The following is a 22,606-nucleotide window of genomic DNA, read 5'->3' on the forward strand; positions in this document are numbered from 1 at the left end:
GTCATGGAACGCGATCAGGCCAGTAAATTCATCAACGACCTGCTCAAGCTGATGATCAGCCGCGGCGGCAGCGACATGTTCATCACCGCCGATTTCCCGCCGGCGATGAAGGTGGACGGCAAGCTCACCAAGGTCTCGCCCCAGCCGCTGAGCGCGGCGCACACGCTGTCGCTGGCCCGCTCCATCATGAACGACCGGCAGGCCTCGGAATTCGAGCGCACCAAGGAGTGCAACTTCGCCATCTCGCCGGCCAGCATCGGGCGCTTTCGCGTGAACGCCTTCGTGCAGCAGGGCAAGGTCGGCATGGTGCTGCGGCTGATCCCGACCAACATCCCCACGCTCGACACCCTGCGCATGCCGACGGCGCTCAAGGAAGTGGTGATGGCCAAACGCGGCCTGTGCATCCTGGTGGGCGCCACCGGCTCGGGCAAGTCGACCACGCTGGCGGCCATGGTGGACTGGCGCAACGAGAATTCCTACGGCCACATCATCACCATCGAGGATCCGGTGGAGTTCGTGCATCCGCACAAGAACTGCGTCGTCACCCAGCGCGAGGTCGGGCTCGATACCGACAACTGGGAGATCGCGCTGAAGAACACCCTGCGCCAGGCGCCCGACGTGATCCTGATGGGCGAGATCCGCGACAAGGAGACGATGGAGCATGCGATCTCCTTCAGCGAGACCGGCCACCTCTGCCTGGCCACCCTGCATGCCAACAGCGCCAACCAGGCGATCGACCGCATCATCAACTTCTTCCCCGAGGAGCGACACCAGCAACTGCTGATGGATATCTCGCTCAACCTGAAGGCCATGATCTCGCAGCGCCTGATCCCGGTGCAGGACGGCAAGGGCCGGGCCGCGGCGGTGGAGGTGATGCTGAACACGCCACTGATCGCCGACCTGATCTTCAAGGGCGATGTCTCCGAGATCAAGGAGATCATGAAGAAGAGCCGCAACCTGGGCATGCAGACCTTCGACCAGGCGCTGTTCGACCTGTACGAGAGCAACGCGGTCACCTACGAGGACGCGCTGCGCAATGCCGACTCGCTCAACGACCTGCGGCTGCAGATCAAGCTCAACAGCCAGCGGGCCAAGGCGCAGCAGGATCTCTCCAGCGGAACCGAGCACCTGCAGATCGTTTGATCGGCCGGTCATATCGACTGGCTTAAGCTGTCATCCATGAGCACACTCAACTCCAAAACCTATTCCGCCACCCCTTCCCGCAAGGTCGCCTTCCTGGGACTGGGTGTGATGGGCGGGCCGATGGCCGGCCATCTGCAGCTGGCGGGCCACCAGGTCACCGTCTTCAACCGCACCGCCGCCAAGGCCCGGGCCTGGGCGGACGAGTTCGGCGGCAGCCATGCAGCCACGCCGCGTGAAGCAGCGCAGGGCGCCGAGATCGTCTTCTGCTGCGTCGGCAACGACGACGACCTGCGCGCGGTCGTGCTGGGCACGCCCGATGGCGAGGGCGGCCGCCAGGACGACGGCGCGCTGGCCGGCATGGACAAGGGCGCGATCTTCGTGGACCACACCACCGCCTCCGCCGACGTGGCGCGCGAGCTGTACGCCGCCGCCCGCGCGCTGGGCCTGCAGTTCATCGACGCACCCGTCTCCGGCGGCCAGGCCGGCGCCCAGAACGGCGCGCTCACGGTGATGTGCGGCGGCGACGCCGAGCCCTTCGCCGTGATCGAGCCGGTGGCAGCCGCCTTCTCGCGCGCTGTCACCCTGATGGGCGAGGCCGGAGCCGGCCAGCTCACCAAGATGTGCAACCAGATCTGCATCGCCGGCATCGTGCAGGGCCTCTCCGAAGCCATCGCCTTCGGCCAGCGTTCCGGGCTCGACATGGGCAAGGCCCTGGAAGTGATCGGCAAGGGCGCCGCCCAGAGCTGGCAGATGGACAACCGCGGCAAGACCATGGTGCAGGGCCAGTTCGAATTCGGCTTCGCCGTCGACTGGATGCGCAAGGACCTGGGCCTGGTGCTGGACGAGGCCCGCCGCAACGGCGCGCGGGTGCCGGTGACGGCGCTGGTGGACCAGTTCTACGGCGATGTGCAGCTGATGGGTGGGCAGCGTTGGGATACGTCCTCTCTCCTCAAACGTCTGACCTGAGTCGACATCCAGTCCAACAAAAAGGCCCTGCCGGAGCGATCCGGCAGGGCCTTTTGTCTGGCGCAGGGTCGGATCAGAAATCGACGATGGAGAAACCGACGCTCAAGACCGTGCGCTTGCGGTTGTAGTCGATCAGGCTGTCCCCATAGCCGCTGAACAGCTGGGTGTGGAAACGCAGCCCGCTGTAGCTGTTGCCCTTGCCGTCGCCGATGGAGCGCAGCCATTCCAGCCGGCCCGAGCCATGGGCCTCGCCGCCGGGCGAGCCGCGCAGCGTGGCGATGAAGGTGTTGCGGGTGCTGGGGTTCCAGGTGACGGCCACTTCGCCGCGGCCGATGTAGTTGGAGATGCCCGGGTTGTTGTCGTCGGCGGCGGACTCGTGCAGGCGCTTCCAGATGCGGCCGGTGACGGTGTAGCTGTTGTCCTTCTCGAAACCGGCCATCAGGTAGACGCGGTTCCAGCTGCGCGAGAGCGGATCGCTCTGGCCGTTGGACTGGTGCACCAGGCCGGCGCCGCTGTAGCGCCACTTCCAGCCGAAGGGCAGGTCGGCGGTGGTGGGGTAGACGTAGATCGCCTCGGGTTCGTAGTCGGTGCTGCGGAAGGGCCGCGACAGGCCGCTGTTGAAGAACTGCCAGTAGGACTGCTGGCTGTAGGCCAGCCACAGCGAGTCGCGCAGCGGCGCATCGGCCGGGGTCAGCAGGCCGCTGGCCAGCTTGGTGCGCACCGACAGCTGCAGCCGCACCTCTTCCTTGCGGTAGTCGCTGGTGGTGGTGGCGCTGTTGGCGGGATTGAGCGAGGTCGGCTGCTGGTTGACCGAGTTGGAGCCGATTACCGACAGGCTGTTGGCCCGGAATCCGCGCAGGCTGAAGGTCGGGCAGTTGCTGCCGGACTCCAGTTCCCAGAAGCGCGACAGGTCGGAGAACTGACGGTCCTTGCAGCCCTGCTCCAGGCCGACGCCGATGATGCCGGTGGAGGCGGTGGCGGTGGTCGCGCCGCCCGGCGCGGTGGCGGGCTGGGCGCTGGCCAGGGCGGCGGTGACATCGGCCTTGATCGCCGAGGCGGCGGCACCCGGCGGCGGGTTGTTGGACACGGCCGAGGCGTCGGCCGAGCGCTGCTCCACCTGGTCGACCAGCTTCTGCTGGCTGCTGGCCCATTGGTCGAAGCAGGCCAGGCGTTCGTTGCCGGCCGTGAGAGCCTGGCATTGCTGCCAGGCGGTGACGGCGGCGGCGCGCTGGGGGGTGAGCTGCGCGACCGGCGCCTTGGCATTCGCGGCCGGCTTGGCCTGGGCGAACGCGCCGGGCGCCAGGGCCAGCAGCACCGCGCCAGCAGCAAGACTGGCGGGCAGGCGGCGTGCCGCGGGCGGCATCGAAGAAGGTGTCGTCGGGGGCATCGGGGAGGCTTTCGTCCGGGGCTGGGGGAATCGAGGGCCCTGACGGCGGGCCTGCGGCCGGGGCGTGAGCATGCTACCCGGGGTTTCCCTGCCGGCGTGTCGGATACCGCGCTTTCCTGCGCCGCAGTTTGGTGCGTCGGCGCGCTCAGGCCTGCGACTTGGCGGCACTGGCCGAGGCCTCCGCCCGCTTGGCGAATTCGGCGCGCAGCGCCCGCAGCTTCTCGCGCGGGTCTTCCTTGGCGGTGGTCTTGTCCAGGCCCATCTCGGCGATGAAGCGGCTGGGCATGGCGGCCACCATCTCGCGGCCCTTCTTGCGGCGTTTGGTCCAGCTGACGGCCAGGGTGCGCTGGGCGCGGGTGATGCCCACGTACATCAGGCGGCGCTCTTCCTCGAGGCGCTGGGTGGTCTCGGCGCTGACCACCTTCTGGCGGCCGTTGTCGTCTTCGAGCTTGAAGGGCAGCAGGCCTTCGTTCACGCCGATCAGCATCACATGCGGCCACTCCAGGCCCTTGGAGGCGTGCAGGGTGGAGAGGGTGACCACGTCCTGGTCCTTCTCGCGCTCGCTGATGGTGGACAGCAGCGACACCGTCTGCACCACCTCCAGCAGGCTCTTGGTGGGGCTGGGGATGTTGGCGCCGGAGGCGTCGTCGATGACACCGCCGCTGCGCTGCGACATCCAGTCGATGAAGTCCAGCACATTGCCCCAGCGGGCGGCGCCGACCTTCTCGCTGTCCTCGCTGTCGAGCAGGTGCTGCTCGTAGCCGATTTCCTTGAGCCATTCCAGCAGGAAGGCCTTGGAGTCCTCCGCGCCTATGGTGCGGCGGGCGCGGTATTCCAGGTCGTTGATGTAGCGGCCGAACTCCAGCAGCTGGGCCATGGCCCGCTCGGGCATCAGCGCGGCCAGGGAGGACGAGAACAGCGCGGCGAACAGGCTGAGCTTGTAGCTGCTGCTGTATTCACCGAGCTTGCCCAGCGTGGTGTGGCCGATGCCGCGCTTGGGTGTGGTGATGGCGCGCAGGAAGGCCGGGTCGTCGTCGTTGTTGACCCACAGGCGCAGCCAGGAGCACAGGTCGCGGATCTCGGCGCGGTCGAAGAAGCCGGTGCCGCCCGAGACCTTGTAGGGGATGTTGGCCCGGCGCAGCGCCTTCTCGAAGGGCTTGGCCATGTGGTTGGCGCGGTAGAGCACGGCGAAGGAGCGCCACTCCTTGTGCTGCGAGGTCTCGCGCAGGCTCTGGATGCGGGCCACGGCGCGTTCGGCCTCGTGCTCCTCGCTGTCGGCATCGACCACCCGCACCGGCTCGCCCTCGCCCAGCTCCGAGAACAGGGTCTTGGGATAGAGCTTGGGATTGGGCTGGATGACGTTGTTGGCCGCGCGCAGGATGGCGCTGGTGGAGCGGTAGTTCTGCTCCAGCTTGATGACCTTGAGGGTGGCGTAGTCGACCGGCAGCTTCTTGAGGTTGTCCAGCGTGGCGCCGCGCCAGCCGTAGATGGACTGGTCGTCATCGCCCACCGCGGTGAAGCGGCCGCGCTCGCCGACCAGCAGCTTCAACAGCTCGTACTGGGTGGCGTTGGTGTCCTGGTATTCGTCGACCAGCACGTGGTTGAGGGTCTTCTGCCACTTCTCGCGCACCTCCGGATGGTCGCGCAGAAGGCGCAGCGGCATGCCGATCAGGTCGTCGAAGTCCACGCTCTGGTAGGCGGTCAGGCGCTCCTCGTAGCGCTCCATCACCTTGGCGATGATGCGTTCGTTGTCGTCCGCCGCCACGGCCAGCGCCTCGGCGCTGCTCAGGCCCATGTTCTTCCACTTGCTGATGGTCCACTGCCAGATGCGGGCGGTGGCCGCGTCGGTGGTGCCGCCGGCGGCGTCCTTGATGATGCCGACCACGTCGTTGGCGTCGAGGATGCTGAACTGGGGCTTCAGGCCCAGCACCGCGCCGTCCTCGCGCATCAGGCGCACGCCCAGGGCGTGGAAGGTGCAGACGGCCACGTCCTTGGCCTGCTTGCCGATCAGGTGCTGCGCCCGCTCGCGCATCTCGCTGGCCGCCTTGTTGGTGAAGGTGATGGCGGCGATGGATTTGGGCGCCAGGCCGGTCTGGATCAGCCGGCCGATCTTCATGGTGATCACCCGTGTCTTGCCCGAGCCGGCGCCGGCCAGCACCAGGCAGGGGCCGTGCAGGTAGTTGACGGCTTCTTGCTGGGCGAAGTTGAGACCGGACATGGGGGAGGGAAAACGGGAGGCGGGGGAAGGAGAAAAAGCGCACGGCCAGGGGCGCCGTCGGGAATCGGCGCGGCGGGCGGCGGCCGCGCGGCCAGCCGGGCATGATAACGGCGCGTCCGCCGCCTTCCGCCCCACCGCCCCCAGCACCCCACCGTGTCATCCGTCTTCGCCGTCACCTTTCCCTTCTTCGCCCTGGTGCTGATCGGCTATCTCGCCGCCCGGCGCGGCATGCTCTCCATCACCGCGATTCCCGACCTGAACAGCTTCGTGCTGTATTTCGCCCTGCCCTGCATGCTGTTCCGCTTCGGCGCGGGCGCGCCGCTGGCCCAGCTGCTGGATCCGCGCACCGCCGCGGTCTACCTTGGCGCCGGCATCCTGATGGTGGCGCTGGCCCTGCTCTACGCCCGGCGCGGCGGCTGGAACTGGAACGACGCGGCCTTCGGCGCCCTGGTCACCGCCTTTCCCAACACCGGCTTCATGGGCGTGCCGCTGATCGTGGCCCTGCTCTCGCAGGCCGCGGCCGGCCCGGTGGTGCAGGTGATGGCGATCGACATGGTGATCACCAGCTCGGCCTGCATCGCCCTGTCCCGCCTGGACGGCGCGGGCGCGCACGGCATGGCCATGGCGCTGCGCCAGGCGCTGCGCGGCATGCTGGTCAACCCGCTGCCCTGGTCGGTGCTGCTGGGCGGGCTGGCCTCGGCAGCCGGCCTGCGCCTGCCGCAGCCGGTGGACCAGACCCTGGCCCTGCTCGGCAACGCGGCGCCGCCGGTGGCCCTCTTCACCATCGGCGCGGTGCTGGCGCGTTCGCAGATGGGCCACGACACCGCCGTCGGCTGGACAGCCTATGTGCCGCTGGCCATCGCCAAGCTGGTGCTGCATCCGCTGCTGGTGCTGGGCGGCGCCGCGCTGGCCGCGGCCCTCGGCGTGCCACTGCCGCCGGTGGCGCGGGCGGCGATCGTGCTGGTGGCCGCCCTGCCGGCGGCCAGCAACGTGGCGGTGCTGGCAGAACGCTTCGGCGCGCACAACGGGCGCATCGCACGGATCATCATGGTCTCGACCGTCTTCGCGTTCCTGAGCTTTTCCGCGGCCGTGGCCTGGGTCGGACCGTAGAAGCCGGTTAGTGCCCGGACACCTTGTCGGTCGGGTGGCCGCCTTCGTCGCCGAAAAGCGGGGTTTCGTCGCAAAGTCCGCCTTGGCGTGACGTGTATTTCTAGCATCGGCCCCGTGTCGCGGGAGTCACCCCGCACAGCCAACATCGAGAACGGTCCCTATGGGTTCTAAATTCAGCATGAATCTGGAGCAGCTGCGCGCCACGGTCAACGCGGGCGGCGTCCAGAAGGTCACCCTGGAAGGCAAGGGCGACGGCTTCATCGTGAAGATCACCACCATCAAGGGCCCCGAGGCCACGCTTGCCCGGGTGCGCGGCCCGGAGGCGCGCTGCTTCATCAACCCGCGCTCGGGCCTGGGCATGCTGCGCGAGGCTGGCGTGATGCAGGTCATGGTGGACCTGACCCACTGGGAGCCGGCGCCCAAGAAGTAGCGCGCGCGGCGGCCGTTATCATCGCGGCCCATGCTAGAACACCGCATCCAGCAGCAATTCATCGACAGCGCCGACCTGAACTACCAGGCTTCCGAAGCCCTGAGTGTGCCCATCGCCCTGGCGGTGCAGGCGGTGGTCGCCTGCATCACCGGCGGCGGCAAGACCCTGGCCTGCGGCAACGGCGCCTCGGCGGCGCTGGCGCAGACGCTGGGCGCCCACTTCGTCGGCGGCTTCGAACGCGAGCGCCCGGAACTCGCCGCCATCACCCTCACGCTGGACGGCGCGCTGCTCTGCCCCGCCGGCCTGGAACCCGACACCGCCGCGGTCTTCGCCCGCCAGGTGCGTGCGCTCGGCCATGCCGGCGACGTGCTGGTGGCCCTCTCGGCCGGCGGCAACTGCGCCAATGTGATGAGCGCCATCGCCGCGGCCCACGAGCGCGAGATGACGGTGGTCGCCCTCACCGGCCGCCACGGCGGCCGCATCGCCGGCATGCTGCGCGAGACCGATGTGCATGTGGCCGTGCCGCACGACCGGCTGGCGCGTGTGCACGAGGTCCACCTGCTCACCCTTCACTGCATCTGCGATGGCGTGGATGCGCAACTCCTCGGCGAACGCGAGCCCTGAACAGAGCCCCGACATGACCTCCATCACCATCCCCTCCTCCTTCTCCCGCCTGCGCCTGCCCGCCACGGCGCTCGCCGGCCTGGCCCTGCTGACGGCCCTCAACGGCTGCGTGCCCCTGGTCGTCGGCGGCGCGGCCGTGGCCGGCACCGGCATGGTGGTGACCGACCGCCGCACCGCCGGCACCCAGCTGGAGGACGAATCGATCGAACAGCGCTCCGGCAGCGCGGTGCGCACCAATTTCGGCGACCGGGTGCATGTGAACGTCACCAGCTACAACCGCCAGGTGCTGCTGACCGGCGAGGTGCCGACCGCCCAGGACAAGGAACGGGTGGAGCAATACGTCTCCCGCGTGGAGAACGTGCGCGGCGTGGTCAACGCCCTGGACGTGGCGCCGGCCAGCAGCTTCAGCCAGCGCTCGCAGGATTCGCTGATCACCGCCAAGGTCAAGGCCAGCTTCGTCGACGCCAAGGACATCTATTCCAACGCCTTCAAGGTGAGCACCGAGCGCGGCGTGGTCTACCTGATGGGCCGGGTGAGCAAGCGCGAAGCCGACCGCACGGCGGAGATCGCCCGCGGGGTGTCGGGCGTGAGCAAGGTGGTGCGGGTCTACGAACTGATCAGCGAGCAGGAGCTGGCCGAGCTCGGCCGGCAGCAGGCGCCGGCGGCCAGCACGGCCACGCCGGCACCTGCGCCGGTCGCGGCTCCCGCGCCTGCACCGGCGGCGGCGCCGCAGGGTGGCGCGGTCGTCACGCCGGTACGCTGAGTCAGTCGTCGATCAGGGCCAGGGCCGCGTAGTCGCCGACCTTCTCGGCCAGCCCGGCGGGCACCAGTTCCACGCCCGCCGTCAGCGCGGGCAGGTGGCCCGCCACATAGGCCTGCAGCTTGGGCAGCAGCAGGTCGCGGTGGTGCCAGAAGACGCTGCCGCCCAGGCTGATGCGCTGCAGGTCGAGCAGCGCGACGATGTTGTAGAGGCCGCGGCCCATGGTGCGGCACAGCGCATCGACGATGCCGATGGCATCGGCATGGCCCTCGCGCGCGGCCTGCAGCAGGGACTCCGCGCCGTCGAAGCCGCGGTCCGCGAAACGCCGGCCGATGGCATTGCCCGCCACCAGCGATTCCAGGTCGCCATGGTTGCCGCAGCCGCACAGCGCATGGTGGTCGTCGTCGCTGACGAAGGTGTGGCCGCCGTGGCCGGCATTGCCGTTCTTGCCGCGCAGCGCCCGCCCGTCCACGCACAGGCCCATGCCGATGCCGGTGCTCCAGGTGACGTAGGCGCAGTCCGCGATACCCTGCAGCGCGCCCCAGCGGCGTTCGGCCTCCAGCGCGGCGACGCAGTCGTTCTCCACCCGCACATGGGCGAAGCGCTGGCGCAGCGGGGCCTCGATGGGCACGGTCTTCCAGTCGTTGGGCAGCTTGCGGGCGGGGCCGGCCATGCCGCCGCAGATATTGGGCGTGGCCAGTTCGATCATGCCGTCCTTCAGCACGAAGGGCCCGGCCGAGGACACCCCCACGCGCTCCAGCAGCGCCGGATCGATGCCGGCCTCGGCGCAGGCCTCGTCCACCATCTGCAGGATCTGCCGCGCCACCGCATCCGGCCGGCCCTGCTTGGCCGTCGGCTGGCTGCGCCGGTGGATGAGCTCGCGGCTGCCGGGCGGGGAAAGGCTGACCGCGACTTTGGTGCCTCCGATGTCGACGCAAACACGCATGGGCTGCTGTCCTTCTGATGCTGATCGCAGGAGTTTAGGAGCGCCGGCCCGGCGGCGATGTAAGCCGCAGCCGCTACAGCAGCTTGGCGATGGCCGCGGCGACCATGCCGGCCAGGATGGTGCTGGTCACCGGCAGGTTCCATTCCCGTCCGCGCCAGCGCCAGCGCAGGTCGCCCGGCAGGCGCCCCAGGCCGAAGCGGCCCAGCCAGGGCGCGGCCCAGCTGATCAGGATCAGCACCAGGAAAATGACGAGGTAGAGGCGGATCATCTGCGGCGCCTAGAGGCGGTGGCTGCGGTCGCCATGGGCGAAGCCCACCGGCATCCATTCGGGCGGCAGCTCTCGGCCCAGGGCGATCACCTTGAACAGCTCGCCCATCTCGTGCTCGTTGACCAGCAGCAGCGGCAGGTTGCGCTGCGCCTGCGGCAAGGCTTCCAGCATCGCGCCCAGGCCGCAGTTGTAGAGGAAATGGCCCTGGCTGGTGTAGCCCAGCAGCTCCAGGCCGGCGTCCTGCGCGGCCAGGGCCACGCCGGTGAAGTCGACATGGGCGGTGATGTCCTTGTCGCCCACGTCGGCCAGCGGATCGCTGTCGGCGCGGTGCGCGCGGTGGCACATCACCGTGCCCATGTGGCGCTGCGGGTGGTAGTACTCGGCTTCAGGGAAACCGTAGTCGATCAGGAAGGCCGCGCCGCGCGCCAGCCGGTCGCCCAGGGTGGCGACGAAGCCGCGGCCCTGGGGATGGATCTCGGTGAGGTAGTCGTGCGGGCCGGGGATATCGACCGGCGGGCGCAGCGCCGTCGGCCGGTCGCTCCAGGCGAAGGCGCCGGCCTCGCCCAGGCAGACGCCGCGCTCGAACCACTCGCCCTGCTTGCGCGCCAGCAGCTGCACCGGCATCGCATCCAGCACCTCGTTGCCGACCACCACGCCCTCGATGCGTTCCGGCAGGCTGTCGGCCCAGCGCACCCGCTCGCCGAATGCCGCCAGGGTCTGCTGCTGGCGCGCGCGCAGGGTGCCGGAGAGATCGACGATGGTGTAGCGCGACACCCGCTCGCCCAGCGCCCCCAGCAGCTCCCGCGCCAGGGCGCCGGTGCCGGCGCCGAACTCCCAGACCTCGTCGGTGCCCGAGGCCTCCAGCGCATCGGCCACCTGCACCGCCAGGGCGCGGCCGAACAGCGGCGAGAGTTCCGGCCCGGTGACGAAATCGCCGCCGCCGCCCGCTGCATCCGGCATGCGGCCGAACTGCGCCGCATCGCGGGTGTAGTAGCCGGCGCCCGGCGCATACAGCGCCAGGGCCATGAAACGATCGAAGCCGATCCAGCCGCCGGCACCCGCGATCTCTCCGGCGATGAGGCGCGCCAGGGCATCCGAAGGCTCCGGGGGCTGCGCCGAAGCGCCGGCCGACGAGGCCGTTAAACTGCAAAAGACTGCCATTGCCGGGATTGTCCCCGATGCCCGACCCCTCCTCCTCCCCCCTCGACCGACCGCCCCCGCCGAACGCCCGCACCGTGCTGGTCACCGGCGCCGGCCGCCGCCTGGGCCGCCAGATCGCGCTGGCCCTGGCGCAGGCCGGCTGGCAGGTCGCCGTGCACTTTCGCAAGTCGCGCACCGAATCCGCCGAGACGGTCGGCGACTGCCGCGCCCTCGCCGGCCGCGAGGACGCAGCACAGGCCTTCGAAGCCGACCTGTCCGACGAAGCCTCGATCCGCAACCTGGTACCCGCCGTCGCCGCCCATTTCGGCCGGCTCGATGCGGTCGTCAACAACGCCTCGCTCTTCGAGCAGGACAGCGCCGCCGACTTCGGCTTCGCCAGCCTGGAGCGCCACATGCGCAGCAACACCGGCGCCCCCATCCTGCTGGCGCAGGCCCTGGCCGAGCATGCGGCCGCGCGCGACGGCGCCCCGGGCGAGGCCGCGGTGGTCAACCTGCTCGACCAGAAGCTGTGGAACCAGAACCCGGACTTCCTCAGCTACACCCTGTCGAAGGCCGCGCTGGAAGCCGCCAACACCATGCTGGCCCTGGCCCTGGCGCCGCGTGTGCGGGTGATCGGCGTGGCGCCCGGCCTGACCCTGACCAGCCACCTGCTGGACGACGCCGCCTTCCAGAAGCTGCACGCCCTGTCTCCGCTGGGCCGCTCCTCCACCCCGAGGACGTGGCCGCCACCGTGCGCTTCGCGCTGGAGAACCGCTCCATCACCGGCACCACGCTGCTGGTCGACGGCGGCCAGCACCTGCAGCGCTTCGACCGCGATTTCTCGCTGATGTGATGCCTCCGACCACCGATCCGAAAGCCCCCATGTCCCAATCCCACGGCCGGCAGATCCTGACGCTCAGCGGCCTGCGCTTCGATGCCAGCCTGGGCATCCTGGACCACGAGAAGACCGCGCCGCAGCCGATCCGCGTCGATGCCGAGCTCAACCTCGGCCCGCAGAACCTGCTGCCGCACGACGACGACATCCTGCATGTGTTGGACTACCGCAAGGTGCGCCGCATCATCATCGACGAGTGCACCGCCGAGCATGTGAACCTGCTGGAGAGCCTGATCGGCAAGCTGGCCCTGCGCCTGCTGCAGCTGCCCGGCGTGCTGGGCGTGCGGGTGAAGATCGCCAAGCTGGAGATCTTCGATGACTGCGAGGTGGCGATACGGGTGGAGACGGGGCTCTGGTGAGGCAATGGCCGCCGATCCGGCGTGCAGCGGTAGAATTTCATGAAATCCTTGCTGGAAATATCATGAATCACCCCCACTCCGAATCACAGGACGCCGTCGCACGCCATCGCGAATCCCGGCGTGCGGCGGGTCTCAAGCTCAAGCAGGTCTGGGTACCAGATACCCGCAGCGCGCTGTTTGCCGAGGAACTGGAACGTCAATGCCGGGCCGTCGGCGACGATGGCCTGGCATTCGCCGAAGCAGCCGCTCAGGCCTTGGACGGCTGGAAGTAATGGCCGAAGTCAAACGCGGCGACGTCGTCGCCGTGTCGCTGCAGGGCGACTTCGGCAAGCCGAGGCCTGCCCTGGTGGTGCAGGCCGATGGTCTGGCCGGACTCGGCAGCGTCGTGGTGTGCCCACTGACGAGCGACCTCCGCGACGCCCCGTTGTTCCGCGTCACCGTGGAGCCGGACCGCGCCAACGGCCTGAAATCGCTTTCGCAGGTGATGGTGGACAAGATCTCCACCCTGCCCCGCGACAAGCTGGGCGAGGCATTCGGCAGCCTGAATGCCGACCGCATGCGTGCCGTGGAGCGCGCGATGTTCGTAGTGCTCGGCCTGGCCTGAGCCGAATTTTTTGAGGAGACCGCCATGAGCGCCGTCTGGACCGAATCCGAAAACACCGCCGCCACCGCATCCGCCGATGCCGCCCCCCAGCGCCTGAAGATCGAGCGCGAGACCCACAAGCTCGAAAAGCGCCTCTGCCGCGAGGTGGGCCGCGCCATCGTGGACTTCAACATGATCGAGGAGGGCGACCGGGTCATGGTCTGCATGTCCGGCGGCAAGGACAGCTACGGCATGCTCGACATCCTGATGAAGCTGCAGCAGCGCGCGCCCATCCGCTTCGAGCTGATCGCCGTCAACCTCGACCAGAAGCAGCCCGGCTTTCCCGAGCATGTGCTGCCCGAGTACCTGGGCAAGACCGGCGTGCCCTTCCACATCGAGAACCAGGACACCTACAGCATCGTCACCCGCGTGATCGAGGAGGGCAAGACCACCTGCGGCCTGTGCAGCCGGCTGCGCCGCGGCATCCTCTACCGCGTCGCCGACGAGCTGGGCGCCACCAAGATCGCCCTGGGCCACCACCGCGACGACATCCTGCAGACCCTGCTGCTCAACATGTTCTTCGGCGCCAAGATGAAGACCATGCCGCCCAAGCTGGTGAGCGACGACGGCAGGCATGTCGTCATCCGCCCCATGGCCTACGTGGCCGAGAAGGACCTGGTGCGCTGGGCCCAGCACCGCGAGTTCCCGATCATTCCCTGCAACCTCTGCGGCAGCCAGGAGAACCTGCAGCGGGTGCAGGTGGGCGAGATGCTGCGCGAATGGGAGAAGAAATTCCCCGGCCGCATCGAGAACATGTTCAGCGCCCTGCAGAACGTGGTGCCCTCCCATCTGCTGGATGGAACCCTGCATGACTTCAAGGGTCTCAAACCCACCGGCGTGGCCAGCGAGCAGGGCGACAAGGCCTTCGATCCAGAAAGTTTTGTTGCACCCTCACCCGCAGGCCTCAATATCGTGGCGGTGTGACGCCAACCGCCGTCAGGAGACAGCCATGAAACGTATCGCAGCGCTTTTCCTCGTCGCCGCCGCAGCCGCGCTGGCCGGCTGCTCGACCACCCGCCTGGTCGACAGCGATGTGCAATCCTTCTCCACCCTGCCCGCCATCCCGCCGGGCGCCAGCTACCGCTTCGAACGCACGCTCTCGCAGCAGACCGTGCCGGTGCAGCAGAACATGCTGGAGACCGTGGCCCAGCAGTCGCTGGAGCGGGTCGGCCTGAAGCACGACGAAACCAGCCCCACCTACAGCGTGCAGGTGGGCCTGCAGGCGCAGCGCCGGGTGGAGTACGACCCCTTCGGCCCGGGCTTCGGTCCCGGCTGGGGCCCGTACGGCGGTTTCGGCCCGGGCTGGCGCCGGGGTTACTACGGCGGCGGCTTCTACGGCTATCCCGGCGGCCGCTTTCCGGACCGCGTGATCTACGCCCAGCAGGTCGGCCTGACGGTGCGCGACATCGCCAGCGGCCGCATCGTCTACGAGACCCATGCAGCGCACGACAGCCTCTATCCCGCCGACACCCAGGTGCTGACGGTGATGATGGATTCGGCCCTCTTCGGCTTCCCGCAGGCGCCGGTGGGCGTGCGCCGGGTCAACGTCGAGATTCCCAAGGTCAGCAGCGCACGCTGAGCGCCTTTCACCGGCGCGACACCAGCGCTCACACCGCCCTGTGCACGGCCCTGCTATTCTGCAGGGCCGTTTTTCTTGCCCGATGGTCCATGGACGCCACCCGCATCATTGCCATCCGCCACGGCGAAACCGCCTGGAACGTCGACACCCGCATCCAGGGCCAGCTCGACATCCCCCTCAACGAAACCGGCGAATGGCAGGCGCGCCAGCTCGGCCGCGCGCTGTCGGCCGAGCCGATCGCCGCCGTCTACGCCAGCGACCTGCAGCGCGCCCACCGCACGGCCGAGCATGTGGCCGAGGCGGTCGGCGGCGTGGACGTGCAGCCGATCACCGGCCTGCGCGAGCGGCTCTTCGGCACCTTCGAGGGCCTGACCTTCCACGACATCGAATCCACCCTGCCCGAGCAGGCGCACCTCTGGCGCACCCGGGTGCCGGATTTCGCGCCGGAGGGCGGCGAATCGCTGCTGCAGTTCCGCGAACGGGTGCTCGACACCCTGCACCAGCTGGCCGCCCGCCATCCCGGCGAGCAGATCGTGCTGGTCGCCCACGGCGGCGTGATGGACGTGCTCTACCGCGCCGCCACCGGCCAGGAGCTGCAGGCGCCGCGCACCTGGAAGACCGGCAATGCGGTCATCAACCGCCTGCTGTGGACACCCGAATCCGTCACCCTGATCGGCTGGGCCGACGATTCGCACCTGGACCCCGGCACGCTGGACGACACGACGACCTGATCGGCGAAGCCGGGCCGGGCGCGAAAGCGCATGGAAGTTTCGCCTTGCGAATCCATCTTTTCGCAAGAATCTTCGTTCGCCATTAAAGATTGACGAGAGTGCGCTTCTTTCAGGAGCCTCTCGATGTCACCGATCCCGACCCGGCACGCCTTGCTGGATCGTTTTGCGCCCCCCGTTCTTGGCGCGTTTCCCGCAACCCCGGGCGGAATCGCCGCCCCGCCCCGCGCGTCCAGCATTTCGGCATCGTCGTTCTGCGGCTTGCAGGAACCGGAAGGCCACGGCGCCGCGATCGCGCTGCCGGCAATCGCCGGCCAAGCCGGCTGCGGCGACTTCGCCGCCCCGCCCGACAACCCGCCACGCCCCAGCTTCGTCATCGCCGGCAAGCGCCAAACCCAGAGCCTGTACGGCATGGGCATACAGCAGCTCGCTCACTTTTTCGGCGACTGCAGCCTGCACGCCCTGGATCGCGGCACCCGGCGCATGCTCCAGAAGCGCCAATCGACGCAGCTGCGGCGCTTCGGCGAGATGCCTCCACGCACCCTCGGCGAAATGCGGCTGCTGCAGGCCATCCGCAAGCCGGTGGGCCTGGTCGATCTGGCGCGCCACCGGCGCGGCGCCGAACCGCTGCTGGTGGTGCTGAGCGGGCATTCAGGTCCCGGCTCCCGCTGCCTGGGCACCACACCCATGAGGGACGTGGCCGCATCGCTCCAGGCCGCCGGCTTGCGGGACGGCGACGTCATCTACCTGTCGGCATGCTTCGGCGCCGACTCGCGCAATACCGACAGCACCGACCCGGCCGTGCTGGCGGATTCAGCGGCCGGCAGCCAGGGCCAGGGTACCCGGCTGCTGCCGGCCGGGCAGCACCTGGCCGATGCGCTGGGCGGCCTGGGCCTGGGGCGCTGCGCCGTGGTGGCCGTGCACAACTATGTGGAGACCCCGGCGCACAAGGACCTGCGCACCCGCAAGATCCGCTATCACGCCCATGTCGGCCAGGAGTACTCCTCCACGCAGACACCCCGCCCACGCCAGGCCATCGCCAGGGCGGCGCGGGTGTTTCGCAGTGGCAGGCCGCCTTCGGCGCTGCTGGCGGATCTCGCTGCCGGCGATCGGCAGGCGCTTGCACCGGCACTGGGCTTTCTGGATACCGTCACCCCCAGGCAGCTCGCGGCGCCGGCGGCAGCTTGAGGCGGCCTGCCCTGGCTCCTAGGAGAACAGGTCGGCGCCCCGTGAAGGCGGCGTCACCTGCAAATGCCGGTAGGCCGCCAGGGTCGCGATGCGGCCACGCGGCGTGCGCTGCAGAAAGCCCTGCTGGATCAGATAGGGCTCGATCACGTCCTCGATGGTGCCGGCCTCCTCGCCGATGGAGGCGGCGATGTTGTCCAGCCCCACCGGCCCGCCGTCGAAGCGGTGGATCAGCGCTTCGAGCAGCTTGCGGTCCATCACGTCGAAGCCTTGCGGATCCACGTCCAGCATCTTCAGCGCCCGGTCGGCGATCGGCAGGGTGATGCGGCCGTCGCCCTTCACATCGGCGTAGTCGCGCACCCGGCGCAAGAGGCGGTTGGAGATGCGCGGCGTGCCGCGCGAGCGGCGGGCGATCTCGAAGGCGCCCTCCTCGTCGATCGGCACGTTGAGCAGCCCGGCGCTGCGTTTGACGATGCGCGCCAGCTCCTCGGGCGTATAGAACTCCAGCCGCGCCACGATGCCGAAGCGGTCGCGCAGCGGGTTGGTCAGCATGCCGGCGCGGGTGGTGGCGCCGACGAGCGTGAAGGGCTGCAGGTCGAGCTTGATGCTGCGCGCGGCCGGGCCTTCGCCGATCATGATGTCGATCTGGTAGTCCTCCAGCGCCGGATAGAGGATTTCCTCCACCACCGGGCTCAGGCGGTGGATCTCGTCGATGAAGAGCACGTCGTTCTTCTCGAGATTGGTCAGCAGCGCGGCCAGGTCCTTGGGTTTTTCCAGCACCGGGCCGCTGGTCTGGCGCAGGTTCACGCCCAGCTCGGCGGCGATGATGTGGCTCAGCGTGGTCTTGCCCAGGCCGGGCGGGCCGAAGAGCAGCACATGGTCCAGCGCCTCGTCGCGTTTGCGCGCGGCGCCGATGAAGATCTCCAGCTGCTCGCGCGCCTTGGCCTGGCCGATGTATTCGTCGAGCAGCTTGGGGCGCAGCGCCCGCTCGATCGCCTCTTCCTGGGGCGATGCGGGCGAAGCCGATATCACCCGGGCGGGCGAGGGGCCGGGCGGCGGGGCGAAATCGTCGGTGTGGATGGTCATCTGGAGAGCGGTACGCGCAAAGGCGGATTGTGCCCAAGAGTGCAGTCACAATCCGGCGGATGAAAGTGAGTACGTGAGCCATCCCCTGAGCCGCTGGGCCGCGGGCGTCCTGCGCGACAGCCTGCTGCTGCTGACCCGGGCCTTCACCCGGGTGCGCGCCGTCCGCCCGCCCGGCGAGCCGCGCGCGGAGCAGACCCTCTACTTCGCCAACCACAACAGCCATGGCGACTTCATGCTGCTGTGGGCCACCCTGCCGCCGGCCCTGCGCCGCGACACCCGGCCGGTGGCCGGCCGCGACTACTGGCTGGCCTCCCGCCTGCGCCGCTTCGTCGGCGAGAAGGTGTTCTGCGCGCTGATGATCCGCCGCGACGCATCCCAGCCCGGCCCCTCGCCGGTGGACCAGATCGTCGAAGCGCTGCACGAAGGCAGCTCGCTGATCTTCTTTCCCGAGGGCACCCGCAACATCGGCGAAGAGATCCTGCAGCCCTTTCGCAGCGGTCTCTTCCACGTGGCCCTGGCCTGCCCGCAGGTGCGGCTGATGCCGGCCTGGATCGAAGGCACACGTGAGCTGCTGCCCAAGGGCGCCTGGCTGCCGGTGCCCTGCCGCTGCACGGTGCACTACGGCACGCCGATCCAGCGCCTGCCCGGCGAGGAGAAGGACGCCTTCATCGCCCGCGCGCGGCAGGCCCTGCTGGCGCTGCGGCCGGCGCAAGCGGGCCGGACCTGACTCGGCTGTCATGCCGACGTCACCGTCCTTTCACAGAATCCGCGGCTGATCCGCGCGGCCCGCGCCGCGTTCTTGCGACCCGCCACTGATTCACCGATGCCCCTCATTCCCAGCCGCATGCCGGCCGCCCTGACCCTGCTCGCCTGCGCCGCCCTCACCGCCTGCGGCGGCGGCAACGATCCCGTCATCGTCGGCGGCGGCGGCAGCACCGTCCAGCCCGTGAGCACCACCCTGGCCCCCTGGCCGGCGGCTCCAGCTATACCGGCACCATGAGCTTCGGCGACACCGTCTCCCTGACGGTGGACAGCACCGCCAAGACGGTCGTCCTGAAGTTCCTCGACTCGCACTTCGGCCTGGCCGGCGCCATCAGCAGCGCCTACACGGTGCAGGCCGACGGCTCCTGGCTGGCCCAGGGCTTCAGCGCCGTCGCCAACTCCGGCGCGCCCGCAACGCTCACCAGCACCCTGCTGAGCGCCATCCGCCTGCGCCTGCACAGCGAGACCAACCTGATCACCGGCACGCTGGAGAAGCTGCCCAACCTCAAGCGCGCCGACGGCAGCCTGCTGCAGGGCGAGATCGTCGCCTCCAACCTCGGCGCGGCCAGCCTGTCGGCCGTGGCCGGCACCTACAGCTTCGTGCGCCAGTCCACCGGCTACAAGGCCGACGGCAGCGTGGCCGCACCCACCGCCGTGGCCTACGGCCAGCTCAAGGTCGCGGCCGACGGCAGCGTGCGCGTCTGCGACAGCACCGCCTACAGCGACAGCTGCAGCGGCGGCCAGACCGGCACCCTGGCGGCCGATGCCGACCAGGCCAACTACCCCGGCGCCCTGGTGCTGACCCTCGCCGGCAGCCGCGTCGGCCGCGTCGTCGTGGCCGCGCGCAGCGGCGCCACCACCCTGTCGGTGGACGCCTATGCCGGCGCATCCGACGGCAGCAGCACCACCGGCACCTGGCTGCTGCAGTCGGCCGCCACCGCGGCCGCATCCACCGCGCTCGACGGCGAATGGCTGTGCGCCGAGCCCGAAGTGCTGTCCACCGGCCTGCCCTCCGGCCGCACCCTGCGCCACTACGTGACCGTGGCCGGCGGCACGCTGCAGACCGACACGGTCGATACCGACATCAGCCTCAGCGCCAACACCGTGAACGGCCTGTTCACCGGCACCTGGGCCGACACCAAGGCCAATGCCCGCGCCTTCGTGCCGCTGTCCGCAGGCACCGTCTACTACGTCGGCAACACCGGCAGCACCACCGCCACGGCCGGCGCCTTCTCGGGCGTCTGCCACGCCCTGCCCGCCCAGGCCACGGTCAGCACCTACCTGAGCGCGCCCACCACCGGCACCGCCGTGATGACCATCACCCTGGCCGATGCCCGCCCCACCCAGCCGGCCATCGGCTACGACCAGGTCTATTACAAGCAGGCGCGCTACCGCAACACCGCCAACAGCTCGACGCAATACCGCAAGGAGTTCGACGACTGGTGCGAGGCCGCTGGCCTGACCGACGCCAAGAGCAAATCGGTGGTGCTGGGCACCTCCAAGATCAACGACTCCAGCACCTTCACCTGCTCCGGCTCCAGCACCGCCCTGGACACCGCCAGCATGAAGAGCGCCGTGGTCGGCCCCAAGGGCCTTCTGTACCTCACCGACGGCCACCACAGCTTCACCAGCTTCTGGCACGCACCGGACGGCGGCGGCTCCACCGTCAAGATCCCGCTCGTCATGAAGGGCAACTACAGCAGCTATACCAACGCCGCCTTCTGGCGCGCCATGCGCGCGGCCAAGACGGTCTGGCTGAAGAACCCCGACGGTACCGCCATCACCCCGGCCGACCTGCCGACCCAGCTGGGCATCGGCAACGGCCTGCAGGACGACCCCTACCGCTCGCTGATCTACTTCACCCGCGACGTCGGCTACAGCCAGCCGGCCAACAGCACCGAGTTCCTGGAGTTCTACTGGGCCGAGTGGCTCAAGGCCGCGCCGCAGAGCATCGACCTGTCCAAGTACACGCTGACCGACGCCACCAGCTACCTGTCGGCCATCCGCGCCGCCGCCACCGACATGGTGGGCACGGCCGACACGACCATCATCGGCTCCTCGGGCAAGACCGCGCTGGAGATGGGCAAGCTCGCCGCCTTCAGCGAGACCGAGTTCGCCACCCTGAACACGGCCACCACCGAGGCCAAGCCCGGCAAGCTGGCCTATGCGCTGGCCTACCGCGCCAGCCTGGCGGCCGCCGCCACCAAGTAAGCCGCGCATCCGCCACGCAAAAAGGGCAGCCCGCGGGCTGCCCTTTTTTTATGCCGGCCGGGAACTCAGCGCGCCAGCGACTTCAGCGCCAGCTTGATCCCGTCGCTCACGCCCACGTCCGCCGGCAGCGCCTTCAGCGCCGCCGCGGCTTCCTTGTCGTTGTAGCCCAGGGCCAGCAGCGCCTGCAGGATGTCGGCCTGCGACTCGCTCGAAACACTGGCCCGCGCGCCCATGTCCGCGCCGAGCTTGCCCTTCAATTCCAGCAGAAGGCGCTCGGCCGTCTTCTTGCCGATGCCCGGCACCTTCACCAGCCGCCCCGCCTCCTGCAGCGTGACGGCCTGCGCCAGGTCCGCCACGCCCATGCCCGAAAGCACCGCCAGCGCGATGCGCGGCCCCACGCCCGAAATCTTCACCAGCTGGCGGAAGGTGTCGCGCTCCTCGTGCGTGCCGAAGCCGTAGAGCAGCTGCGCATCCTCGCGCACCACGAAATGGGTCAGCAGCGTGACCTTCTCGCCCAGGCCCGGCAGGTTGTAGAAGGTGCTCATGGGCACATCCACCTCGTAGCCCACGCCCTGGCAGTCCACCAGCACCTGGGGCGGGTTCTTTTCGGCCAAGAGGCCCTGGAGTCGTCCGATCATGGGCGCAGATGCTAACCGCACGGCAGCTGCGGCCTGAGGCGACAATAGCCATCCGACCACCCGCCCACGCCAATGATCGTCCGCCACACCTTCACCCCGCACAACAACACCCGGCTCTCCAACCTGTGCGGCCCGACGGACGAAAACCTGCGCACCATCGAACAGGCGATGGAGGTCTCCATCGCCCACCGCCACGAGCAGTTCAAGGTCGACGGCCCCAAGGCCAAGGCGCTCAAGGCGATGGAGCTGCTGCAGGCGCTCTACCAGATGGCCGAGCGGCCGATCCCGCAGGACACGCTGCAGCTCATGCTGGGCGGCGACACCGACCTGGGCGAGATCAGTGCCGAGTCGTCCCTGCTCACCCGCCGCAAGGGCCTGGCCGCGCGCTCGGCCATCCAGGAGCTGTACCTGGAGAACATCGCCAGCCACGACATCACCTTCGGCATCGGCCCCGCCGGCACCGGCAAGACCTACCTGGCGGTGGCCTCGGCCGTCGATGCGATCGAGCGCAACGCGGTGCAGCGCATCGTGCTGACCCGGCCGGCGGTGGAGGCCGGCGAGCGCCTGGGCTACCTGCCGGGCGACATGGCGCAAAAGATCGATCCCTACCTGCGGCCGCTCTACGACGCCCTCTACGAGCTGATGGGCCACGACAAGGTGCACAAGGCCTTCGAGCGCAACCAGCTGGAGGTCGCGCCGCTGGGCTTCATGCGCGGCCGCACGCTCAACAATGCCTTCGTGATCCTGGACGAGGCGCAGAACACCACACCCGAGCAGATGAAGATGTTCCTCACCCGCCTGGGCTTCGGCAGCCGGGCGGTGATCACCGGCGACGTGAGCCAGATCGACCTGCCCAAGGGCTCGCCCAGCGGCCTGATCGATGCCGAACGGGTGCTGCGCCGGGTGCGCGGCATCGCGGTGACGCGCTTCAGCAGCGCCGACGTGGTGCGCCATCCGCTGGTGGCGCGCATCGTGGATGCCTACGACGCCGCGCGCAGCGCGCCGCCGGCGGCCGCCGAGCCGGGAGAGGTCTGAGATGGCGCTGCCCGAACTGACCCTGTCGCTGCAATTCGCGCGCTTTCCCGAAGCCGCCGAACACCGCGCCGCCCTGCCCCGCGCCAAGGTGGCGCGCTGGATCCGCCATGCGCTCGAAGTGCCGGCCGAGATCACCGTGCGTATCGTCGATGCCGAGGAAGGCCAGGCGCTCAACCGCGACTACCGCCAGCGCGACTACGCCACCAATGTGTTGACCTTCGACTACACCCAGGAGCCGGTCTGCACCGCCGACCTGGTGCTGTGCGCGCCGGTGGTGGCGCGCGAGGCGGCCGAGCAGAACAAGCCGCTGGCCGAGCACTACGCCCATCTGCTGGTGCACGGCACCCTGCATGCGCAGGGCTGGGACCACGAGGACAGCGACGAGGACGCCGAGGCGATGGAGGCGCAGGAGATCGAGATCCTGGCGGGCCTGGGCCTGCCCAACCCCTACGAATCCTGAGGCCGCGCCCGGCCGCCAGCGCGACCGGGCATC

At 69.3% G+C, this 22,606-nt stretch carries 25 protein-coding genes and 1 pseudogene; 19 read left to right on the plus strand and 7 right to left on the minus strand.

Features of this window, described 5'->3' with window-relative positions; genetic code table 11:
• Nucleotides 1-3: 3 nt before the first annotated feature.
• A complete protein-coding gene (locus tag GT347_RS10520) occupies nucleotides 4-1,143 on the plus strand; it encodes a PilT/PilU family type 4a pilus ATPase (RefSeq protein WP_160551906.1) in 1,140 nt (379 codons plus the stop codon).
• Nucleotides 1,144-1,179: 36 nt separating this feature from the next.
• Nucleotides 1,180-2,109 carry an NAD(P)-dependent oxidoreductase gene (locus GT347_RS10525; protein ID WP_160551907.1) on the plus strand — a complete coding sequence of 310 codons (930 nt, stop codon included), beginning with the start codon at nucleotides 1,180-1,182 and terminating at the stop codon, nucleotides 2,107-2,109.
• A gap of 73 nt (nucleotides 2,110-2,182) precedes the next feature.
• On the opposite strand, the gene GT347_RS10530 is transcribed toward GT347_RS10525, so the two are convergent.
• Both GT347_RS10530 and GT347_RS10535 read right to left on the minus strand, forming a co-directional pair.
• Complete coding sequence (locus tag GT347_RS10530) at nucleotides 2,183-3,496, minus strand: phospholipase A (protein WP_229722826.1); 1,314 nt, start codon at nucleotides 3,494-3,496, stop codon at nucleotides 2,183-2,185.
• Nucleotides 3,497-3,641: 145 nt separating this feature from the next.
• Nucleotides 3,642-5,714, minus strand: coding sequence for an ATP-dependent helicase (locus tag GT347_RS10535; protein WP_160551908.1), 2,073 nt, complete (start codon nucleotides 5,712-5,714; stop codon nucleotides 3,642-3,644).
• Nucleotides 5,715-5,867: 153 nt separating this feature from the next.
• Here GT347_RS10535 and GT347_RS10540 point away from each other — a divergent pair, with 153 nt between their 5' ends.
• From GT347_RS10540 to GT347_RS10555, 4 genes are all read left to right on the plus strand, one after another.
• Complete coding sequence (locus GT347_RS10540) at nucleotides 5,868-6,824, plus strand: AEC family transporter (protein ID WP_160551909.1); 957 nt, start codon at nucleotides 5,868-5,870, stop codon at nucleotides 6,822-6,824.
• Between the two features lie 178 nt (nucleotides 6,825-7,002).
• Nucleotides 7,003-7,254: a hypothetical protein gene (locus GT347_RS10545; protein WP_160551910.1), complete on the plus strand. Its 252-nt coding sequence runs from the start codon at nucleotides 7,003-7,005 to the stop codon at nucleotides 7,252-7,254.
• A 30-nt stretch (nucleotides 7,255-7,284) separates the two neighbouring features.
• Entirely contained in the window at nucleotides 7,285-7,878 is a 594-nt protein-coding gene (locus tag GT347_RS10550) for an SIS domain-containing protein (protein WP_160551911.1), read from the plus strand.
• 13 nt (nucleotides 7,879-7,891) lie between these two features.
• Nucleotides 7,892-8,641 carry a BON domain-containing protein gene (locus tag GT347_RS10555; protein WP_160551912.1) on the plus strand — a complete coding sequence of 250 codons (750 nt, stop codon included), beginning with the start codon at nucleotides 7,892-7,894 and terminating at the stop codon, nucleotides 8,639-8,641.
• A 1-nt stretch (nucleotide 8,642) separates the two neighbouring features.
• On the opposite strand, the gene GT347_RS10560 is transcribed toward GT347_RS10555, so the two are convergent.
• The 3 genes from GT347_RS10560 to GT347_RS10570 all read right to left on the minus strand — a co-directional run bounded on the left by GT347_RS10560 (nucleotide 8,643) and on the right by GT347_RS10570 (nucleotide 11,013).
• Complete coding sequence (locus tag GT347_RS10560) at nucleotides 8,643-9,584, minus strand: ROK family protein (protein WP_160551913.1); 942 nt, start codon at nucleotides 9,582-9,584, stop codon at nucleotides 8,643-8,645.
• A gap of 73 nt (nucleotides 9,585-9,657) precedes the next feature.
• Nucleotides 9,658-9,852, minus strand: coding sequence for a DUF2905 domain-containing protein (locus GT347_RS10565; RefSeq protein WP_160551914.1), 195 nt, complete (start codon nucleotides 9,850-9,852; stop codon nucleotides 9,658-9,660).
• Nucleotides 9,853-9,861: 9 nt separating this feature from the next.
• Nucleotides 9,862-11,013: a class I SAM-dependent methyltransferase gene (locus GT347_RS10570; RefSeq protein WP_160551915.1), complete on the minus strand. Its 1,152-nt coding sequence runs from the start codon at nucleotides 11,011-11,013 to the stop codon at nucleotides 9,862-9,864.
• A 17-nt stretch (nucleotides 11,014-11,030) separates the two neighbouring features.
• Between GT347_RS10570 and GT347_RS10575 the strand changes: the two are divergent.
• The 8 genes and pseudogenes from GT347_RS10575 to GT347_RS10610 all read left to right on the plus strand — a co-directional run bounded on the left by GT347_RS10575 (nucleotide 11,031) and on the right by GT347_RS10610 (nucleotide 16,384).
• Nucleotides 11,031-11,845 (plus strand): annotated as a pseudogene (locus tag GT347_RS10575) (SDR family oxidoreductase).
• A 29-nt stretch (nucleotides 11,846-11,874) separates the two neighbouring features.
• Nucleotides 11,875-12,246 (plus strand): dihydroneopterin aldolase, encoded by a 372-nt coding sequence (locus GT347_RS10580; protein WP_160551916.1) that lies wholly within the window; start codon nucleotides 11,875-11,877, stop codon nucleotides 12,244-12,246.
• Nucleotides 12,247-12,308: 62 nt separating this feature from the next.
• Nucleotides 12,309-12,518: an antitoxin MazE-like protein gene (locus GT347_RS10585; protein ID WP_160551917.1), complete on the plus strand. Its 210-nt coding sequence runs from the start codon at nucleotides 12,309-12,311 to the stop codon at nucleotides 12,516-12,518.
• Nucleotides 12,518-12,850, plus strand: a complete 333-nt coding sequence (locus tag GT347_RS10590; RefSeq protein ID WP_160551918.1) for a type II toxin-antitoxin system PemK/MazF family toxin — start codon at nucleotides 12,518-12,520, stop codon at nucleotides 12,848-12,850. The genes GT347_RS10585 and GT347_RS10590 overlap by 1 nt, the downstream gene beginning before the upstream one ends.
• 24 nt (nucleotides 12,851-12,874) lie before the next feature.
• Entirely contained in the window at nucleotides 12,875-13,813 is a 939-nt protein-coding gene (gene ttcA / locus GT347_RS10595; protein ID WP_160551919.1) for a tRNA 2-thiocytidine(32) synthetase TtcA, read from the plus strand.
• A 25-nt stretch (nucleotides 13,814-13,838) separates the two neighbouring features.
• Nucleotides 13,839-14,468, plus strand: coding sequence for a DUF4136 domain-containing protein (locus GT347_RS10600; protein ID WP_160551920.1), 630 nt, complete (start codon nucleotides 13,839-13,841; stop codon nucleotides 14,466-14,468).
• 89 nt (nucleotides 14,469-14,557) lie between these two features.
• A complete protein-coding gene (locus GT347_RS10605) occupies nucleotides 14,558-15,199 on the plus strand; it encodes a histidine phosphatase family protein (RefSeq protein ID WP_160551921.1) in 642 nt (213 codons plus the stop codon).
• 258 nt (nucleotides 15,200-15,457) lie between these two features.
• Nucleotides 15,458-16,384, plus strand: coding sequence for a hypothetical protein (locus GT347_RS10610; RefSeq protein WP_160551922.1), 927 nt, complete (start codon nucleotides 15,458-15,460; stop codon nucleotides 16,382-16,384).
• Nucleotides 16,385-16,402: 18 nt separating this feature from the next.
• Here the strand turns inward: GT347_RS10610 and ruvB are convergent, their stop codons facing one another.
• Entirely contained in the window at nucleotides 16,403-17,467 is a 1,065-nt protein-coding gene (gene ruvB, locus GT347_RS10615) for a Holliday junction branch migration DNA helicase RuvB (RefSeq protein WP_160551923.1), read from the minus strand.
• Between the two features lie 73 nt (nucleotides 17,468-17,540).
• On the opposite strand from ruvB, the gene GT347_RS10620 reads away from it, so the two are divergent.
• The 3 genes from GT347_RS10620 to GT347_RS10630 all read left to right on the plus strand — a co-directional run bounded on the left by GT347_RS10620 (nucleotide 17,541) and on the right by GT347_RS10630 (nucleotide 20,440).
• Nucleotides 17,541-18,194 carry a lysophospholipid acyltransferase family protein gene (locus GT347_RS10620; protein WP_229722827.1) on the plus strand — a complete coding sequence of 218 codons (654 nt, stop codon included), beginning with the start codon at nucleotides 17,541-17,543 and terminating at the stop codon, nucleotides 18,192-18,194.
• A 96-nt stretch (nucleotides 18,195-18,290) separates the two neighbouring features.
• Nucleotides 18,291-18,467, plus strand: coding sequence for a hypothetical protein (locus GT347_RS10625; protein WP_160551925.1), 177 nt, complete (start codon nucleotides 18,291-18,293; stop codon nucleotides 18,465-18,467).
• On the plus strand, nucleotides 18,464-20,440 hold the full coding sequence (locus GT347_RS10630) for a ParB/Srx family N-terminal domain-containing protein (RefSeq protein WP_160551926.1): 1,977 nt from the start codon (nucleotides 18,464-18,466) through the stop codon (nucleotides 20,438-20,440). The genes GT347_RS10625 and GT347_RS10630 overlap by 4 nt, the downstream gene beginning before the upstream one ends.
• 65 nt (nucleotides 20,441-20,505) lie before the next feature.
• On the opposite strand, the gene ruvA is transcribed toward GT347_RS10630, so the two are convergent.
• Nucleotides 20,506-21,078, minus strand: a complete 573-nt coding sequence (gene ruvA, locus GT347_RS10635; RefSeq protein ID WP_160551927.1) for a Holliday junction branch migration protein RuvA — start codon at nucleotides 21,076-21,078, stop codon at nucleotides 20,506-20,508.
• A gap of 72 nt (nucleotides 21,079-21,150) precedes the next feature.
• On the opposite strand from ruvA, the gene GT347_RS10640 reads away from it, so the two are divergent.
• Nucleotides 21,151-22,113: a PhoH family protein gene (locus tag GT347_RS10640; protein ID WP_160551928.1), complete on the plus strand. Its 963-nt coding sequence runs from the start codon at nucleotides 21,151-21,153 to the stop codon at nucleotides 22,111-22,113.
• A gap of 1 nt (nucleotide 22,114) precedes the next feature.
• Nucleotides 22,115-22,573: an rRNA maturation RNase YbeY gene (gene ybeY / locus GT347_RS10645; protein ID WP_160551929.1), complete on the plus strand. Its 459-nt coding sequence runs from the start codon at nucleotides 22,115-22,117 to the stop codon at nucleotides 22,571-22,573.
• Nucleotides 22,574-22,606: the final 33 nt, after the last annotated feature.

This window comes from Xylophilus rhododendri (genome assembly GCF_009906855.1).
Taxonomy (GTDB): domain Bacteria; phylum Pseudomonadota; class Gammaproteobacteria; order Burkholderiales; family Burkholderiaceae_C; genus Xylophilus; species Xylophilus rhododendri.